Raw genomic sequence first — 15723 nt, 5'->3', positions numbered from 1 at the left:
ATCTTTTTTCTTATGCCACTCTTTGGGCATGAAGAGCGTTGACCTAAAAAGGTATTGCCCTTTTTACATAGAAAATAAAATGGGGGACATATATGGAAATTTGTTTAATTGGTGGCGGAAATCACACGAATAATGAATTACGTGAAGTGTTCCTGGAACTTTCAAAAATGATTAAACCTGAAGCTAAGATTTTAATAATCCCTTTTGCAACCGACAATTCCAGGTATGAAAGTTGGAAGGCAAGTATTAAACAAGCCTTTTCAATCATGGAGAATGTAAGTATTGAATTATTAAATGAAGACCTTTCAGACAAAGAAATGGAAAAGTCTATAATAGAACATGATATTCTTTATTTTATAGGTGGAAAGCCAGAACGGTTAATCCATGTAATTGAAGAAAAAGGACTTACATCAATTATCAAAAACTTTCAAGGTTTAATCATTGGATATAGTGCGGGCTCATTAGCTTTCGGCAATGATTGCATAATCACAAAAGATAAAGACTATCCAGAAACGATAGTGATCAAGGGCTTAGGATTAGTGGGGTTTAGCGTTGAGGTCCATTACGAGGATAATATAGATGGAGAATTATTTCCCCTATCAAATGAACGAAAGATATATGCAATACCAAATGGAAGTGCAGTTTTCTCCAAGAAAGGGGAACTATATAAAGGTATAAATGATATCTATTCGTTTCAAAATTTGAAAAAGGAAATAGTGAATTCCAAAGTCTTATAAAACTGGCAGGCGCTTTATCCCAATAAGCCGCGGCAGCATTTTTCATATGCGGGAGCATGGTCGCAGGAAGCTAAGGATAGAGAAAAGGAGACTGCAATGAAAGTAAATTTAATGATCTTCATTACATCAATAAAAGAACAAGAAAAGAATAGGTTAATGATGAAAACATTTGAATCTGATATTCGTCCTGTTACAGGGGATATAATTGATGATCCCGGGTTCGATCCACGATTTCATAATGGATATGAAGTTGTAAAGGTTACCATAAATTATGCTTCGGATGAATGTTTGGTATCCCTGCACCCGCTTGCGATCGAAATCGAGGAAATCAGGATGGAAACTTATTTGGAGAAACTGGAAGCCCACGGTTGGCGTGCTGTCTCAAAAGAAGAATTGAAAAGTATGTAAAAATGATATATGGAGGGAGTATGTAAATGGAAAAATACTCGACAACCACTTTAAAGATGATTAGAAATTTTGATGTAATGCCTGAAAGGGTATTTGATGCATGGGTGAACCCTGGGATGATGAGAAAATGGTTTTTTACATTGGAGGGGACAAATAAAGTGGCACAAAATGATCCTCAAGTGGGAGGAGCTTGGGAGATTATTGATCATCGCGATGGAAAAGATTATCGGGCGATAGGGGAATACCTTGTAATGGACCGGCCCAATAAATTAGTGTTCACGTTTAAAATGCCGCAATTCAGTGAAGCGGCAGATACGATTACAGTTGAGCTGCAAGAACATCAAAAGGGCTGTGAAATGACATTTTCACAAAACATCACCGTTCCTCATGAAGAAAATTGGGCAGAATCCGATATCGAAAAAGCTCTCGAAGAGTACCACGATGGATCTGAACATGGCTGGAATTTAATGTTTATGGGACTGAAAGAATTGGTTGAAACTGGACAAGTCAGCTATAAAGGTTAATGGACGTTGGCCACAGTTTTTAGACAAAAGGGAATCGGAATCACATCCCGAACCCTGAAGGTTGGAATGGATTGAAGAAATTTGCGACACTCCTGCCGAAAAACTGGCTAGCCGAGACCCCACAGGCACTTGTGCCAACGAGGCTTGACAGACAGTCGGCTGTAAGGGAGCGGATTTCCTGAAAGCAGCTGAAGTTTTCTTGAAGAAACTATAGGCTGATCACACACCGAATTATGTTTTTAAGTTTTTTTCCTGTACTCCTTATTGGATTGAACAAATTGGCGACACTTCTGCCGAAAAACTGGCTAGCCGAGACCCCACAGGCGCTTGTGTCGACGAGGCTTGGCAGACAGTCGGCTGTAAGGGAGCGGATTTCCTGAAAGCAGCTGAAGTTTTCTTGAAGAAACTATAGGCTTATCACACACCGAATTATGAATAAGACTAGGTCCTTTAAGTTTTTTTCCTGTACTCCTTATTGGCGACACTCCTGCCGAAAAACTGGCTAGCCGAGACCCCACAGGCGCTTGTGCCGCGGAGGCTTGGCAGACAGTCGGCGGAAAGGGAGCGGATTTCTGAAATCGACTGGAACGTCTTCTTGAAAAAACTGTAGGCTGATCACACACCGAATATGTTTAAGACTAAGTTTTTTTTCCTGTACTCCTTTATTGGATTTCTGAAATCAACTGGAATGTTTTCGAAACTCAATTACCGAGTTTGTGCTAATAGTCGTTTACCAATGAAAAGCTTTCCAAATTAACTGGAGGGCTTTTCGAAATGTAGTTTTATATATTGACAATGCCCTTTGGATTGGTAATATTTACTTTATTACTACATAAGTGATTTTTAATAGAAGGCGGTTTAATTATGGATGGGAAAATCAGTTACGACGAGGTTCATAAACTGATAGAAAGTGGGCAATATCGCAAATTGGTCATGTCATTATGACTAACTTTATGTACATATTTTGTTTATTAGTATGGGGACTTAATTTTATTGCCGTTAAGATTCAAGGTACACCTGTGAGTTTAGAATTATCTTTAACCTATCGTTTAGGTTTGACGGCCATCCTATTTTTCATTCTATTGTGCATGCTTAGACCTAAAGGAAAACCTAAGAAAAAGGATGTTCCATTCATTATTGTGTTTGGAATTTGTAATTTTGCTTTAAGCTATTTATGCCTTTATTACGCCACTATCTTAAGTTCAGCAGCAATGGTTACGTTAATTTTTTCATTGAAAGTCATTTTAACGCCCATTGCCCTTCGTGTTTTTTTGAAGGAACCATTGCATTCACGTATCTTACTTGGCGGGATAATTGGTGTGCTGGCTGTTTGTATTGTTATTTATCCGAGTTTACATGATATTCATGGATTCGATGATATAAAGGGCATCATGATGGCTGTTCTTGGTACCATCCTCACTGCATTGGGCGATGCAAGCTCTGCTAGAAATGCCAGGGAGAAAGTGAACCCAATCTATGCCAATGTACTTGGATTTGCAGCAGGAGGAATTCTTTTGGCGGCCATTGTGTTCATCCAAGGACAAGCAGTCACTATACCGACATCCATTACATATTTATCTGCTTTGTTCTATTTAACTATATTCGCTTCCTTTGGAGCTTGGCTTTTCTACCTCAAGCTTGTAGAAAAGATAGGCGGGGCGAAAAGTGGATACATGGTTGCCCTTTTTCCGGCAATTGGAGGTATAGCTTCAGTGATGATTGGTGAATCAGATCCAACCATTTTCTTGGGAGCTGGCTGTCTTTTCAGTTGTTTAGGTGCGGCGATTGCATTAGGCTTTGGCATGAATATTGGTAAAAGTAATTTGAAAGAAGAAATGTAATTCGATTTACAGAGAGGGATGGGACAATGGAAAGTAAATGGCCAACTGAAATGAAAGTAGCGCAGATCCGGGTTGCACGTCCTACTGATCAACTAAAAAAAGTAGTAAGCTTCTATTGTGAAGGATTAGGATTGAAAAAAATCGGTTCTTTCGAAGGGCACGAGGGATATGACGGCATCATGATCGGGCTTCCGGATTCCAGCTATCATTTAGAGTTTACTCAACATAAAGATGGCAGTCCTTGTCCTGCCCCATCAAAAGATAATCTGCTTGTCTTTTATATTCCTGAACGTAAAACCATTGAGGAAATCACGAATAGGTTGAAAGGTATGGGCTATGAACCGGTTTCTCCGGAGAATCCATATTGGGAAAAATCAGGTGTTACCATTGAGGATCCGGATGGTTGGAGAATTGTATTGATGAATTCGCCTGGCATAGGAAATTAAATTTCACAAAGGAAACGACCGAAAAGCACCATGCTTTTCGGTCGTTTTGGGTTTATGAGGACATGGTGATCCCGCCATTGATGTGAATGCACTGTCCTGTTATATAAGCACCTTCATCAGATGCTAGCAGCACATAGGCGCCTGCATGATCTGCCGGCTGCCCAGGACGGCCAAGCGGTGCCTCGGTGCCGAACTCGGCAACGGATTGTTCGTCGAACGTCGCCGGGATGAGCGGAGTCCAAATCGGTCCTGGTGCCACCATATTGACGCGGATCCCTTTTTTAGCCACATTCTGTGCAAGGCTCCGTGTGAATCCGACGATTGCCCCTTTTGTCGCTGTATAATCCATCAAAGTTGCATGTCCTCTGTACGGATTGATCGATGTTGTGTTGATGACCGAGTTGCCTTGTTTCATATGAGGAACCGCGTGCTTGCTCATGTAAAATACTGAATAAATATTGGTGCGGAACGTTTTGTCCCATTGCTCGTCCGTGATATCCTCAATGTTTTCCGTCGGGAATTGCACCGCTGCATTATTTACGAGGATGTCCAGCTTTCCGAACTCGTCCAGCGTCTTCGTAATCAATTCCTTACAATTCGCCTCCACGGAAACGTCACTTGGAAGCAAGAGGCAGCGAACGCCTTCCGCTTCAATCAGCTGCTTCGTTTCTTCGGCATCACCATGCTCATCAAAATAGTTCACGACCACATGGGCGCCTTCCTTTGCGTAAGCAATGGCGACCGCACGTCCGATCCCGCTATCTCCGCCCGTAATCAAGGCAACGCGGTCTTTTAGCTTACCGCTTCCTATGTAATCCTTTGGCTGAATCGGAAGTGGATTCATCTCAGACTCGATGCCAGGCTGTCTGTCCTGTGTTTGTCCGGGCTGTCCATTTTTTTGCTGTTCATAAATATTCAAAGAAAATCTCCTCCTCTTAAACTATTGATTTAGTCATACTTTAGCCGTTAGCATGTTCGGTTAAACATCTGATTACTTCTGAAACGATTACTCGAAGCAATTCGGTAAGGAAGGAAATACGGCGTTCCAAGTTGAATTACATTTTTATAAAACTTTCAGGGGTGTTAACGTGAATTCGATAGAAACGATACAAGAATTAACAAATAAAGAACAATGGTTAGAAGCCTTTCCAATCATGAATCAGTTGCGTACGGACTTAACACAAAAAACATATCTGGAGTTACTGGAAGAAATGAGGAAAGACGGGTACTGTCTGTATGCTTTATATAAGGATAACCAAGTTGTATCCTTGGCCGGCTTAAGCTGGAGAGTCAACTTTTATAATAAACGTCATGTATTCATTTATGACCTTGTAACAGATTCTGCACACCGCTCATTTGGATATGGAGAGAAGTTATTAAGTTATATTCATAACTGGGCAAAAGAAAACGGAGCTGCATATGTTGCCTTGGAATCAGGGATCCAGCGAAACGAAGCCCACCGTTTCTATGAAGAGAAATTAGATTATGATAAATGGTGCTACTCATTTAGAAAAACGCTGTGAGTGGAAGAGGCGATGTAAAAAAGCTGAGCATTCAGCTTTTTTTTCATTATATGGCAAAACGGAGGGGATGTAAGACGCATTGTCCACTATGTGTATCGGATTATAAACATTTTTAGTAAGAAAAGATCAATACAAAATAAACTCACGAGTAAAAGCGTGAAACTCACGAGTAAATCGCTGAAACTCACGAGTAAATCGGCTAAACTCACGAGTAAATCGCTGAAACTCACGAGTAAATGGCTAAAACGCACGAGTAAACGCCGATTCGACAAATAAAAGCGTGAAAAATTCACGAGTATATGCCCCAATTCACGCATAATAGCCCGAAACTTACTGGAAATGCTCCAAAACTGGTTTGTTTCAATACAATTGGCTGTATAAAGGTGTAAAGGAGATTGAAGAAGGCAATGATTTTCCTTTCGTAAGCAGTTATTGGTTTTGGCGGATTTTGTTTATCGTAATCAGTTTATTCATCATTTTTACGACTGTAAATTCATTCTTTCAATGAAAAACCCAAATTTTTGTAATGATTTATTTAGCCTTGGACATACTTAATGAAGATATCAATAAGTAACATTTAATAAAGGAGGAAACCCAATGGCTAATGAAAATATCCAAATGAAAATGGAACATATTTGGCAGGATACATGTGGATCATGGGAAAATTGTACGGAAACCACAATTCAGTCATTTTTGGCAAAATCTCAAGAAAGCAATATTGACCCGCAATATTGCATGAGCTGGGTGGAACAACATAAAGCCCAAATACCTGAATGGGATGCCGTTTCAAAAGTATCGCTCGACTGGGTCAATCAACATACCTCAACGGGTTCACCCATTTCAATCAAGGATGATTATTGAAAAGATATATTCTTTCTGCTTATGAATGGTTCGAACTCCACTATGGTTAAGAGGTGAAGATAGTTGTCAAATAATGAGGAACAAAACGGTAAATCAAATCGTCGGGATCCAGATTACAGAGTTAATGCTTGGGATGAAATGAATGGTGATGAGGATAAATTTGTACAATCAGCCATCCAAGAGGAATTCAATAATCCGGTAATCGAAGAAACGATCTTGAAGTTCAATAAAATAGCGAATGAAGAAGAAAAGGAAACTTGATTTTTGGACGCCCTATAGGGCGTTTTTTTTTTGAATTATGAGAGTGTAGGTGCTTTTCTGGAAACCTCTTTCATCCGGATGCCGCTTCATAAGAAGAGGGATGAAATAGCCTTAGAACTTCAGGATTTGTTTTGTGAAAGCAGTGAAATCACTGAGATGATTCACTACGATTTGTTCTAAAATGTCTAAATTAATGTTTTGGTAATCATGTACAGCAATGTTTCTAAATCCTACCATAGCTTTTAAACGCCTGGCTATATCTTCATCAATAACCGAATGATCCTTCAGCATATCAAAAGCATCCCTGCTTGACTGAGGCAGCCCAAGTCTTTGGTCAGCTACAATATGCATGGCCAAGTCAATCGAGGATTCGCATGCACGTTGTATATTAAGGATTATGGAATCTTGTTTCGTATAGTCCTTTAGGTTTTCTGGATTATTTGCAAATACAACCTTAACGCGGTTCATGCAACGCTCGATTATACTGATCTTGTTCAGAATTACATCATTCTCCATAAATGGACCCACTTTCCCCTATTTTTTTAAAGATGATTTTACGTTCCTCATTCAATTTAGCGTACATGCTAAGAGCAATCATTTGTTGGTTTTTTAGGAGTGTGTCGTCTTTTGAATAAATCACAATACCGGTTGTGTAAATTTGTGCCTGAAAAACGGTTGATGCGGTCCTTAGATTAATCAGGTCCACATCTATGTTAAGGATATCTGCCAGATCCTGGGCCAATAAAAATAACTCATAGGTAGTATGTGATGAATCTTGACTGTAGAACGCCACATCTATGTCACTTTCCCTATGTGTAGTGTTTTTTGCGTAAGAACCAAACACGATGATAAAGGAAGGGTCAATTTTGTCTATTAGGAACTTTTGGATACTTTGAAACATCTCTGTTTTCATAAGACACGCTCCCTAATGATTATACGAATAGTATACCAAAAATAGTTTTCCTTTGTACTGGCCACAAAGAATCCTATGAAAAATATGGATTCATTTTAGGATGGATTGGCTAAAAGAGCGAGCTTTGCTTTAGGGAAGGGAGCAAGGTCCAAAGAGTTATAAAAAACAATAATATACAAATAAAGGGAAATGGCATCTTAGTATCGTATAAAGCATAGTATAAATCGTTTTCATTAATAATGTTGGCAATGGGAGTGAAGATCATGGAAGCAGCGGTAGAACGAATTTTTTCTAATGAATTGGTGAAATTGGCTGGGGATTTCTTTCAAGTGAATGCTGGGAATTCGGTTAAACTTGGAGATGCAGAGAACTACGTATTTGAGGTTTACAGGGATGGAACGCCATATATCTTAAGAATGACCCATCAATCACATCGTACAAAAGATCAAGTGCTTGCAGAGTTAAAGTGGATTGAGCATTTACAGAATAATGGGAGTGAAATTCCTAAAGTTCTCTTTTCGAAAGAAAAGAATTTAGTTGAAATTGTAAAGGGCTCGGATGGTACGGAATTTTATTGTTGCCTGTTTGAAAAAGCTCCTGGTGTTAGGATGAAAGTCACTGATGAAAATTTCGATGGACCTTTATTTTTTGAATGGGGAAGAACCATTGGCCAAATGCATAAACAAACAAAAAGCTATAAGCCCGAAGCGAAATATAAACGGCTGGATTGGTTTGAAGAGGAATTATTGAATGTCCAGCTTTATCAATCCGATGTACCGGAGCAAGTGATCCGCCAACAAGAAATAATCAACAAGCATTTAAATGCACTTTCCGTTCATCAAGATAATTTTGGCTTGATTCATTCTGATATACATAATGGCAATTTCCATTATCATGAGGGGCGGATTCATGTTTTTGACTTTGATGACTGTTCATATCACTGGTTTGCCAGCGATTTGGCGATCCCTCTGTACTATCTGATGTGGAGTTTGGAACGTGAAGGGATAAAAGGGCTCGATGAATATGCTGCCAAGTTCATGAGGGAATTCATAAAAGGGTATGAGACGGAAAATATCCTGGCACCTGTGGAATACGAAACGATTCCTCTATTTTTAAAGCTAAGGGATTTAACGTTATATAACTTTTTTCATAAAAAGTATGATTTGAAGAATGCTGATCGTTCATTATCCAACACCGTTCAAAAAATCGAACAAAGAATCATGGAAGGCCGGACTATTGTTCACTTCGATCCGAACATGGTTCATTAAGGGGGATTGGAATGCCAGGAATGAAAAATAATCGGCTTGCATATATGATCCGGACTGGTGTATTGGAAGATGCGGAAGCGGTTTTGGATGTACAGAATTCCGTTATTTCCGAAGGTGAGTATTTTATTGCCGTATCGGAGGAATTCAATAAAACACCTGAACAGCAACGAGATTGGATACGAAGGTTATTGGAAAATGAACGGGAAACCATCATCGTGGCCGAAATGGATGAAGAAGTGGTTGGATGGATAGCCTTCCAATCGGAAAATAGGAAGAGAATGTTCCACAAGGGCTCATTTGGGGTGATGATCAGAAAAAATTTCAGAGGGATGGGAATTGGAAAAGAGCTTATTGAGGCGTTATTGGATTGGGCAGAAGCCAATCCGTTGATTGAAAAGGTGAGTTTAGGGGTTTTTTCAACGAATCATCGGGCAATATCATTGTATAAACGGCTGGGGTTTGTTGAAGAAGGCCGTAAAATCAAAGAATTCAAGATGAGCGAAAGTGAATACATCGATGATATTATCATGTACAAAATGGTTTGATCAGACCGAAAGAGCATGAATGGATACATTACATGCTCTTTGCGGTTTGGTTATGTATCTATTTTTATAGTAAATCGATATTTATGTCATGCATTATCTAATTACTCTTACCTTCACTTGCTTTCTTCCCCACGTTAGAGCATCCGCTTCTTTCGCGATGAATACATCGATTCTGTTTCCTTTGATCGCACCGCCCGTGTCTGCAGCGATGGCTTGTCCATAGCCTTCGACTTCCACGATGGAGCCTAGCGGAATCACGTTCGGATCGACTGCTATCAGTTTGGCATCATCATATTTTTCTAAATCGACACCCATTCTTGTAGTGCCTGAACATCCTTCGCAGCTTGCTGTATAAGCTGTACTTGTAACCGTCAGTTCTTTAACGGCTGAGCTTGCTGAACTGGCTCTTTCTTCTAATTTACTGAAGGTCCGTGCACCGGCTATGCCGTCAGCGGATAATCCCTTTTGCTTTTGAAAGTTCATGACTGCTTGTTTTGTACCTGTTCCATAAATGCCATCGACCGTTGATGAGTAAACATCCCAGGCTTTCAATAGCCTTTGCAGTTCAGCTACAGGTCTTCCCATATCCCCGCTTTTCAGTGTCTGTATTTTCTTATTCGTTTGTGTTCCTGATATTCCATCGACTTTCAGCCCTGATTTTTCCTGAAACTTCTTTACGGATTCCTTTGTAATCGGTCCGTAGTAACCTGTTGCTTCATGATAGGGAAAAACCCCTTTTGTCAGTAATAATTCTTGTAATTCTTTAACATCACTATTACTCATTCCAAATGAAAGTGTGCGATCCAAAGCTGCGGCTTCGCCTTTAGTTGGCATGCAAACTCCTAGAATGAATACAGAAGCCGTTAGGATCGTTAATAAGATTTTCTTCATGTTTATCCTCCTCGTTGTTTCCTGCAATTAAACTATTCGTTAAACTATCACTCTTTTAGGCGCAGTTAAGGAAAAACACCGCGAAGGCACTAAGTAATTGTTAAAACATGTAACAGAAAGAAAAGAAATGAGGCAGAGATCGGGTTACCATATCCTTATCAATTGTCGAATTATGGGAAAAAATCAAGTTTCATATGAAACTAACGGAATCGTTTGGTTGAACAGGGGCATTCATTCATGTACGTTTAAGTTAATAGAATTTCTATTGTAAGATTAAAGGAGGAAATCATATGATTAAGGCAGTTATTTTCGACTTTGATGGCTTAATTTTAGACACGGAAACGGTTTGGTATGAGGCCTATAGAGAAACGATGGCTTTTTATAAATCTGATTTGCCTCTCGAACATTTTGTTACATGTATCGGAACCGATAACACTGAGCTAAATCAGTACTTCAAAGATCAGCTGGGGGAAAGGTGTAATATTGAAGAAATTGAATCCAGAGCAAAAAGCCTCCATGAAGTAAAGATGAAAACAGCACAGGCACGTGAAGGTGTGAAGGATTATCTAGAAGAAGCAAAGAGAAATGGATATAAAATCGCCCTCGCTTCAAGCTCGACAAAAGAGTGGGTCACTCATCATTTGGGGGAACTCGGACTGTTACACTATTTTGAAATTATCATCACAGGGGATGATGTCGAGAAAGTTAAACCAGCGCCTGATTTGTATGTAAAGGCAATTGAAGTCTTAGGCATTCAGCGTGCAGAAGCCGTAGCATTTGAAGATTCGTTAAATGGGCTTCAAGCGGCCCTGACTGCTGGGTTAAAGTGTGTGATCGTACCAAATCCCGTGACGGACGCTTTAGCTTTTGAAAACTATCATTTACGCCTCCGATCCATGGCGGATAAGAGCTTGTCTGACGTTATCAAGCATATTGAGCAATAACAGTTCAACGGTAATTATAGTAAGATGAAAGAATGAAACCGCGCCGAAGATGGCAGAGTCTTCGGTTTTTCTGGTTTTAATGAATGTTATATTCTGGTGTGGGGGATTTGTTTATGGGATTGCAAACGAATGACGAAGGAGTCCGGCTGCGGGAGGTCAAGGAGAGTGATCTTCCTATCCTTTTCGAGCAGCAATTGGATCCTGACGCAAACTATATGGCTGCTTTCACTTCTAAGGATCCATCAGACAAGGCGGCTTTTTTGACACACTGGAAGAACATCTTATCGAACCGGGATATTCAAAAAATGACCATACTCTGCAACGGGTGTGTGGCAGGCAGCATTCTCAAGTTTGAACAGTTTGGTAACCCGGAAGTGAGTTATTGGATCGGGAAGCAATTTTGGGGTAAAGGAATCGCTACATGTGCATTGCTCCATTTTTTGCCGAAAATAGAAGTCCGCCCTGTTTATGCCCGTGCAGCCAAGGATAACCTTGCATCCATCCGGGTGCTGGAAAAATGCGGGTTTGAAAGATTCGATGAGGACAAAGGATATTCACATGCAAGAGGCAAAGAGGTTGAAGAATTCATTTTGAAACTTGAAAGTTAAGATAATAATAACAATATCGTTTAGCCTATGAGGAAACGGGTGACATTCAATGGGATATAAGATTTTTTCCATCATTTTTATTTTATGCGGTCTTTTTATAATGTGGTTCGCCCTATTTGGCAAAAAGAAAGAAATCAAAGAGTTCGGCTCCGGAGTACCTACGAATTTCATCGATGTAATTGTAATAATGATATATAAGCTCTTACCTTCCATTATTAGAAAAATCCTTCTATTTGCATTGGGTCTGGCCATTTCTATCGGATTTTCCTATATATTGTATAAATTATGGTGAATTTTCCTTATCAAATAAAATAATCCTGAAACTTTCTCCTTACGTAATCGTATAAAATGGTAACGATATATAGGGGTTGTTGCTATTTCGAAGAAAAAAAGTGAAGGCAGTGTTTAGGATAATGGGGACGGGAAGTTGACGCCGGCGGAGGTATTGGTTCAATATACCCAATTAGAAGAATATCAGTATAGTAATAATATGCATAATATGGTAATGTTGAATTTGTGTGATTTTGGAAATTCATAAAAAAGGAAGGTATTATATGTCTGAAGCAGTTCTTAAGGTTCAATCCTTAACTAAAAAAATTGGAAAAGCAACCATCGTAGACAATGTTAGCTTTGAAATAAAAAGCAATGAAATATTTGGTTTACTTGGTCCGAATGGTGCTGGGAAGACCACGATCATCCGTATGATCACAGGGCTCATCAATCGTACGGGCGGTACGGTCATGATCAATGGCAGTGACCTCGATCATGATTTCGAAGGTGCGATGAATGAATTGGGGGCCATTGTTGAAAATCCGGAGTTCTATAAATATATGACAGGCAGAAAGAATATCCTGCATTATGCCCGGATGTCATCCAATTACATATCCAATGAGAGAATAGAAGAGGTCATTAAGCTTGTCAAACTGGATCATGCCATCGATAAGAAGGTTAAAACCTATTCATTGGGAATGCGCCAGCGCCTTGGCGTGGCACAGGCCATTTTACATAAACCATCATTATTGATTTTTGATGAACCGACGAATGGCTTGGATCCGCAAGGGATTCGCGAGTTTCGTGATTATTTGAAAGTACTGGCAAGTGAAGGCGTCGGGATATTGATTTCATCCCATTTACTATCGGAAATGCAATTGATGTGTGATAGTTTTGCGGTTATCGAAAAGGGAAAACTGATTCATACGAAAGAACATATTGTTGATGAAAAAACCGAAACGATCAATGAAGTGTCATTCACCGTCAGTGATGGGAAGCTAGCTAAAAAAATACTTCAAGAAAAGTTTGCGGATATCACGATCCTAAAAAATGGTGCGAAGAAAATCTCCGTATCGGCCACCCGAGAACAAACGGCCGATATAAACAGGAGTTTTAATGCAAATGATCTGGATGTCTTTGAAATTGGCATAACCAGAAAATCGCTGGAAGATAAATTCTTCGAAATCACTGAGCAGGAAATGAGGGAGTCTGTATGATGTCCTTAGTAAAAAATGAATGGATGAAAATCTTTTCAAAAGTATCAACTTATATATTCATCGCTTTTCTATTATTGGCAGCATTAGGGGCTGCGGTCATCGATTATAAACTAAGTCCTGACGAAACGGATAAAGATTGGAAGCAAGAGTTAAACGCCGATATCCAAGAACAGGAAAAGGCTTTGGAAGCTAAGGAAATCAGTGAAGAAGAAAAAGCCGCCATCACGGAGGACATTAATTACAACAAGCAACTGTTGGCTGATAATATAAACCCTGACTTAAACACGAATTGGACCTATATGGCTGAATGGACTACATCATTAACATCATTTGTCACTTTATTCGTCGTTATTGTTTGCAGCTCGCTCGTTTCCTCGGAATTTTCCGATGGCACCATTAAACAACTGTTGATCAGGCCTTATAAACGTTGGAAGATCCTTCTTTCCAAATATATTACTTCCTTGTTATTTGCAGCGTTACTACTTGCGAGCCTGCTTCTATTCAGTTATCTAATCGGAATCATATTCTTTGGCAATGGTTCGTATTCAGACAAAATCATGGATCCTGCATCTTTCGAATTCAGTCCGGTGGTAGTCGGCGAATATTTCGTGGACATGATCATTTACTGGATACCAGGATTCCTGGTCATCACGACCATCGCTTTCATGTTAAGCACATTATTTAAGAACCAAGCACTAGCAGTAGGTATATCCATTTTCATCCTATTTGCCTCTTCGACATTAAATATGGTCATTCAATCATTCATCGGAAAATACGAGTGGTTAAAATTCGTCCTATTCCCCCATCTCGATTTAAGGGGCTATATATCCGGAACCATAGACATGTTCGATGGAGCTACACTTGGATTCTCGATGGGTGTACTCGGAATCTATTATCTTATCTTTTTAGCGCTAACTTTCTTCTTCTTCCAGAAAAAAGATATCACTAATTAAATAGAGCGAAAAACCGAAATCAGTGGCTGATTTCGGTTTTTTTATGCAAAAGGAATGTTGCTGCTTGGAATCTGGCATAAAATGAAACCTTTATCCATAATTATCCGTATAAGATAATATGAGGATATTCAGTTGGGTATAGGGGTGTAAAATGAATAAAAACAAGGTTCTAGTAATTGGAATTATAGGATTTTCTTTATTTCCAATGGGCATGATGATATCACAATGGACAGTTGCTGGCGTAGTGATCGGGATAGGCGGAGGGCTCGTAATGGGGATCAGTTCCTACCTGTTTGCCAGTCAGTAGCTCCATGTACATATGAACAATACACTAGTTAATTGCGGACTTCGCAGAAATAATCTGATAGAGATGGAGCAGATTTAAAGATGGGGAAAATGCATTATAAACGAAAGTTAGTCATTATATTTACAATTATTGGAATATTGTTAGGGCTCTATGTGTACTCGGCATTCTCTCAAAAATTGACAAAATCAACAGATTTGTCTGATGAATCCATCGGAGGATTTAAAGTGTTTGATAACATATCGAGTCCAGAATTCATCAGGGAATATGGAGAGCCCATCGATCAAGATAATAATAAGGCTTATGATTATTATTATTGGAAGGGAGGGTTGAAAACGGCCTCTATCAATACAGACGAGGATAAAGGGAAAATCATGCGGTTGATCATTTCAAGTACGGACGACGCCCAATTTGAAAACACCCTTCAAACAAGCAAAGGCATTAAATTAGGAAGTAAGAAAGCGGACGTCCTTTCGAAGTACGGAGATCATTATTATAAAAGTTATGAACAGGGAGCCGATATTATCGGATACATTGACCATAAACGAAATATTACCTTGGAATTCTGGTGTGTACCAGGTGGAAGGGTCGCAGAAATCCGATTGGATGATGCAGATGTGATTTAATGATTTTTCACCAGTGTCCCCGATTATCGGTTTACTTTGGTTAACACGCACAGAAATTCGGCAACGTGTTGGAAATTCGATCTATACATCAGGGGAACGTACGATACAATGTTATATCCATTCTCTATATTAAAGGAGCGATACTTCTCAGATGAAGTGTCGTTTTTGTTTTTGCATTAGGCGATTAAAAAAACTTCATCGTTCATAAGACATCAGAACTCTTTCAGGAGATTACTATTATAGAAATCGAATGTGTTAATCCCCTCAAACCCCCACTCTAAAGTTAGTCATGCGAATCTCCATATTGATTGAAAATTGAAAAGTTCTTCCGAATTTATCGTTTATTTCCAATAATTTTGCATACCTGGTAAGTATATAAATTGAGTTATTTAACCGGAAATAGGTATTTTAACTTAAACACTTATGATTATATAAAATTCATTATATATAAAAGATTCTTTTGTAATGGTTAATAAGTATGTGTGTTTTGATATATTTTGTTAATATTCTGATATTTTTACTAATTTACTAGATATATTTACTGATGTATAATCTGTTAGAGTTAATTGGAATTGGAGGAAAT

The 15723-nt window shown here is 39.1% G+C and carries 22 protein-coding genes; 17 read left to right on the top strand and 5 right to left on the bottom strand.

Going from position 1 to position 15723, the window contains the following annotated elements:
* The first annotated feature begins 92 nt into the window (after positions 1-92).
* From MHB45_RS19790 to MHB45_RS19770, 5 genes are all read left to right on the top strand, one after another.
* The gene (locus MHB45_RS19790) at positions 93-737 is read left to right on the top strand and encodes a Type 1 glutamine amidotransferase-like domain-containing protein (RefSeq protein WP_340908054.1); all 645 of its coding nucleotides are present in this window, start codon (positions 93-95) and stop codon (positions 735-737) included.
* Between the two features lie 96 nt (positions 738-833).
* Positions 834-1145 carry a hypothetical protein gene (locus MHB45_RS19785; RefSeq protein WP_048687636.1) on the top strand — a complete coding sequence of 104 codons (312 nt, stop codon included), beginning with the start codon at positions 834-836 and terminating at the stop codon, positions 1143-1145.
* A gap of 26 nt (positions 1146-1171) precedes the next feature.
* A complete protein-coding gene (locus tag MHB45_RS19780) occupies positions 1172-1669 on the top strand; it encodes an SRPBCC family protein (RefSeq protein WP_048687635.1) in 498 nt (165 codons plus the stop codon).
* A 941-nt stretch (positions 1670-2610) separates the two neighbouring features.
* The gene (locus MHB45_RS19775) at positions 2611-3510 is read left to right on the top strand and encodes a DMT family transporter (RefSeq protein ID WP_048683890.1); all 900 of its coding nucleotides are present in this window, start codon (positions 2611-2613) and stop codon (positions 3508-3510) included.
* A 26-nt stretch (positions 3511-3536) separates the two neighbouring features.
* Positions 3537-3956: a VOC family protein gene (locus MHB45_RS19770; protein ID WP_105718865.1), complete on the top strand. Its 420-nt coding sequence runs from the start codon at positions 3537-3539 to the stop codon at positions 3954-3956.
* 52 nt (positions 3957-4008) lie between these two features.
* Here MHB45_RS19770 and MHB45_RS19765 read toward each other — a convergent pair whose 3' ends face one another.
* Positions 4009-4875, bottom strand: coding sequence for an SDR family oxidoreductase (locus MHB45_RS19765; RefSeq protein ID WP_048683893.1), 867 nt, complete (start codon positions 4873-4875; stop codon positions 4009-4011).
* Between the two features lie 169 nt (positions 4876-5044).
* Between MHB45_RS19765 and MHB45_RS19760 the strand changes: the two genes are divergently transcribed.
* Complete coding sequence (locus MHB45_RS19760) at positions 5045-5479, top strand: GNAT family N-acetyltransferase (RefSeq protein WP_048683896.1); 435 nt, start codon at positions 5045-5047, stop codon at positions 5477-5479.
* An 86-nt stretch (positions 5480-5565) separates the two neighbouring features.
* Here the strand turns inward: MHB45_RS19760 and MHB45_RS19755 are convergent, their stop codons facing one another.
* Positions 5566-5772, bottom strand: a complete 207-nt coding sequence (locus tag MHB45_RS19755) for a hypothetical protein (RefSeq protein WP_340908053.1) — start codon at positions 5770-5772, stop codon at positions 5566-5568.
* A gap of 304 nt (positions 5773-6076) precedes the next feature.
* On the opposite strand from MHB45_RS19755, the gene MHB45_RS19750 reads away from it, so the two are divergent.
* Together MHB45_RS19750 and MHB45_RS19745 are read left to right on the top strand one after the other, a co-directional pair.
* Entirely contained in the window at positions 6077-6340 is a 264-nt protein-coding gene (locus MHB45_RS19750; RefSeq protein WP_048683899.1) for a hypothetical protein, read from the top strand.
* A gap of 63 nt (positions 6341-6403) precedes the next feature.
* Positions 6404-6601, top strand: coding sequence for a hypothetical protein (locus tag MHB45_RS19745; RefSeq protein WP_048683902.1), 198 nt, complete (start codon positions 6404-6406; stop codon positions 6599-6601).
* A gap of 111 nt (positions 6602-6712) precedes the next feature.
* On the opposite strand, the gene hepT is transcribed toward MHB45_RS19745, so the two are convergent.
* Both hepT and mntA read right to left on the bottom strand, forming a co-directional pair.
* Entirely contained in the window at positions 6713-7117 is a 405-nt protein-coding gene (hepT, locus tag MHB45_RS19740) for a type VII toxin-antitoxin system HepT family RNase toxin (RefSeq protein WP_048683905.1), read from the bottom strand.
* Positions 7107-7514, bottom strand: a complete 408-nt coding sequence (mntA, locus tag MHB45_RS19735) for a type VII toxin-antitoxin system MntA family adenylyltransferase antitoxin (RefSeq protein WP_048683908.1) — start codon at positions 7512-7514, stop codon at positions 7107-7109. The genes hepT and mntA overlap by 11 nt, the downstream gene beginning before the upstream one ends.
* Positions 7515-7777: 263 nt before the next feature.
* Between mntA and MHB45_RS19730 the strand changes: the two genes are divergently transcribed.
* Positions 7778-8782 (top strand): phosphotransferase enzyme family protein, encoded by a 1005-nt coding sequence (locus MHB45_RS19730; protein ID WP_048683910.1) that lies wholly within the window; start codon positions 7778-7780, stop codon positions 8780-8782.
* Between the two features lie 11 nt (positions 8783-8793).
* Positions 8794-9327, top strand: a complete 534-nt coding sequence (locus MHB45_RS19725) for a GNAT family N-acetyltransferase (protein WP_048683912.1) — start codon at positions 8794-8796, stop codon at positions 9325-9327.
* 93 nt (positions 9328-9420) lie between these two features.
* Here the strand turns inward: MHB45_RS19725 and MHB45_RS19720 are convergent, their stop codons facing one another.
* Positions 9421-10218: a peptidoglycan-binding protein gene (locus MHB45_RS19720; RefSeq protein ID WP_048683918.1), complete on the bottom strand. Its 798-nt coding sequence runs from the start codon at positions 10216-10218 to the stop codon at positions 9421-9423.
* Between the two features lie 290 nt (positions 10219-10508).
* Between MHB45_RS19720 and MHB45_RS19715 the strand changes: the two genes are divergently transcribed.
* From MHB45_RS19715 to MHB45_RS19685, 7 genes are all read left to right on the top strand, one after another.
* The gene (locus MHB45_RS19715) at positions 10509-11162 is read left to right on the top strand and encodes an HAD family hydrolase (protein ID WP_072273580.1); all 654 of its coding nucleotides are present in this window, start codon (positions 10509-10511) and stop codon (positions 11160-11162) included.
* Between the two features lie 113 nt (positions 11163-11275).
* Positions 11276-11770, top strand: coding sequence for a GNAT family N-acetyltransferase (locus MHB45_RS19710; RefSeq protein WP_340908052.1), 495 nt, complete (start codon positions 11276-11278; stop codon positions 11768-11770).
* 49 nt (positions 11771-11819) lie between these two features.
* Positions 11820-12062, top strand: coding sequence for a hypothetical protein (locus MHB45_RS19705; RefSeq protein WP_340908051.1), 243 nt, complete (start codon positions 11820-11822; stop codon positions 12060-12062).
* 262 nt (positions 12063-12324) lie between these two features.
* Complete coding sequence (locus tag MHB45_RS19700) at positions 12325-13257, top strand: ABC transporter ATP-binding protein (RefSeq protein ID WP_048683932.1); 933 nt, start codon at positions 12325-12327, stop codon at positions 13255-13257.
* A complete protein-coding gene (locus MHB45_RS19695) occupies positions 13257-14210 on the top strand; it encodes an ABC transporter permease (protein WP_048683935.1) in 954 nt (317 codons plus the stop codon). The genes MHB45_RS19700 and MHB45_RS19695 overlap by 1 nt, the downstream gene beginning before the upstream one ends.
* A gap of 151 nt (positions 14211-14361) precedes the next feature.
* Positions 14362-14517: a hypothetical protein gene (locus MHB45_RS19690; RefSeq protein WP_153246121.1), complete on the top strand. Its 156-nt coding sequence runs from the start codon at positions 14362-14364 to the stop codon at positions 14515-14517.
* An 80-nt stretch (positions 14518-14597) separates the two neighbouring features.
* A complete protein-coding gene (locus MHB45_RS19685; RefSeq protein ID WP_053087394.1) occupies positions 14598-15140 on the top strand; it encodes a hypothetical protein in 543 nt (180 codons plus the stop codon).
* Positions 15141-15723: the final 583 nt, after the last annotated feature.

The sequence above is a fragment of the Peribacillus sp. FSL K6-5616 genome (assembly GCF_038008245.1).
GTDB lineage: Bacteria > Bacillota > Bacilli > Bacillales > DSM-1321 > Peribacillus > Peribacillus frigoritolerans.
Note: the sequence above shows the minus strand (reverse complement) of the source record. Positions and strands in the feature narration are given on the sequence as shown.

What these genes read in the sequence shown, in the direction of transcription:
- MHB45_RS19790 (WP_340908054.1), top strand. Translation starts at nt 93, where the DNA reads ATGGAAATTTGTTTAATTGGTGGCGGAAATCACACGAATAATGAATTA.
- MHB45_RS19785 (WP_048687636.1), top strand. Translation starts at nt 834, where the DNA reads ATGAAAGTAAATTTAATGATCTTCATTACATCAATAAAAGAACAAGAA.
- MHB45_RS19780 (WP_048687635.1), top strand. Translation starts at nt 1,172, where the DNA reads ATGGAAAAATACTCGACAACCACTTTAAAGATGATTAGAAATTTTGAT.
- MHB45_RS19775 (WP_048683890.1), top strand. Translation starts at nt 2,611, where the DNA reads ATGACTAACTTTATGTACATATTTTGTTTATTAGTATGGGGACTTAAT.
- MHB45_RS19770 (WP_105718865.1), top strand. Translation starts at nt 3,537, where the DNA reads ATGGAAAGTAAATGGCCAACTGAAATGAAAGTAGCGCAGATCCGGGTT.
- MHB45_RS19750 (WP_048683899.1), top strand. Translation starts at nt 6,077, where the DNA reads ATGGCTAATGAAAATATCCAAATGAAAATGGAACATATTTGGCAGGAT.
- hepT (WP_048683905.1), bottom strand. Translation starts at nt 7,117, where the DNA reads ATGGAGAATGATGTAATTCTGAACAAGATCAGTATAATCGAGCGTTGC.
- mntA (WP_048683908.1), bottom strand. Translation starts at nt 7,514, where the DNA reads ATGAAAACAGAGATGTTTCAAAGTATCCAAAAGTTCCTAATAGACAAA.
- MHB45_RS19730 (WP_048683910.1), top strand. Translation starts at nt 7,778, where the DNA reads ATGGAAGCAGCGGTAGAACGAATTTTTTCTAATGAATTGGTGAAATTG.
- MHB45_RS19725 (WP_048683912.1), top strand. Translation starts at nt 8,794, where the DNA reads ATGCCAGGAATGAAAAATAATCGGCTTGCATATATGATCCGGACTGGT.
- MHB45_RS19720 (WP_048683918.1), bottom strand. Translation starts at nt 10,218, where the DNA reads ATGAAGAAAATCTTATTAACGATCCTAACGGCTTCTGTATTCATTCTA.
- MHB45_RS19715 (WP_072273580.1), top strand. Translation starts at nt 10,509, where the DNA reads ATGATTAAGGCAGTTATTTTCGACTTTGATGGCTTAATTTTAGACACG.
- MHB45_RS19710 (WP_340908052.1), top strand. Translation starts at nt 11,276, where the DNA reads ATGGGATTGCAAACGAATGACGAAGGAGTCCGGCTGCGGGAGGTCAAG.
- MHB45_RS19705 (WP_340908051.1), top strand. Translation starts at nt 11,820, where the DNA reads ATGGGATATAAGATTTTTTCCATCATTTTTATTTTATGCGGTCTTTTT.
- MHB45_RS19700 (WP_048683932.1), top strand. Translation starts at nt 12,325, where the DNA reads ATGTCTGAAGCAGTTCTTAAGGTTCAATCCTTAACTAAAAAAATTGGA.
- MHB45_RS19695 (WP_048683935.1), top strand. Translation starts at nt 13,257, where the DNA reads ATGTCCTTAGTAAAAAATGAATGGATGAAAATCTTTTCAAAAGTATCA.
- MHB45_RS19690 (WP_153246121.1), top strand. Translation starts at nt 14,362, where the DNA reads ATGAATAAAAACAAGGTTCTAGTAATTGGAATTATAGGATTTTCTTTA.
- MHB45_RS19685 (WP_053087394.1), top strand. Translation starts at nt 14,598, where the DNA reads ATGGGGAAAATGCATTATAAACGAAAGTTAGTCATTATATTTACAATT.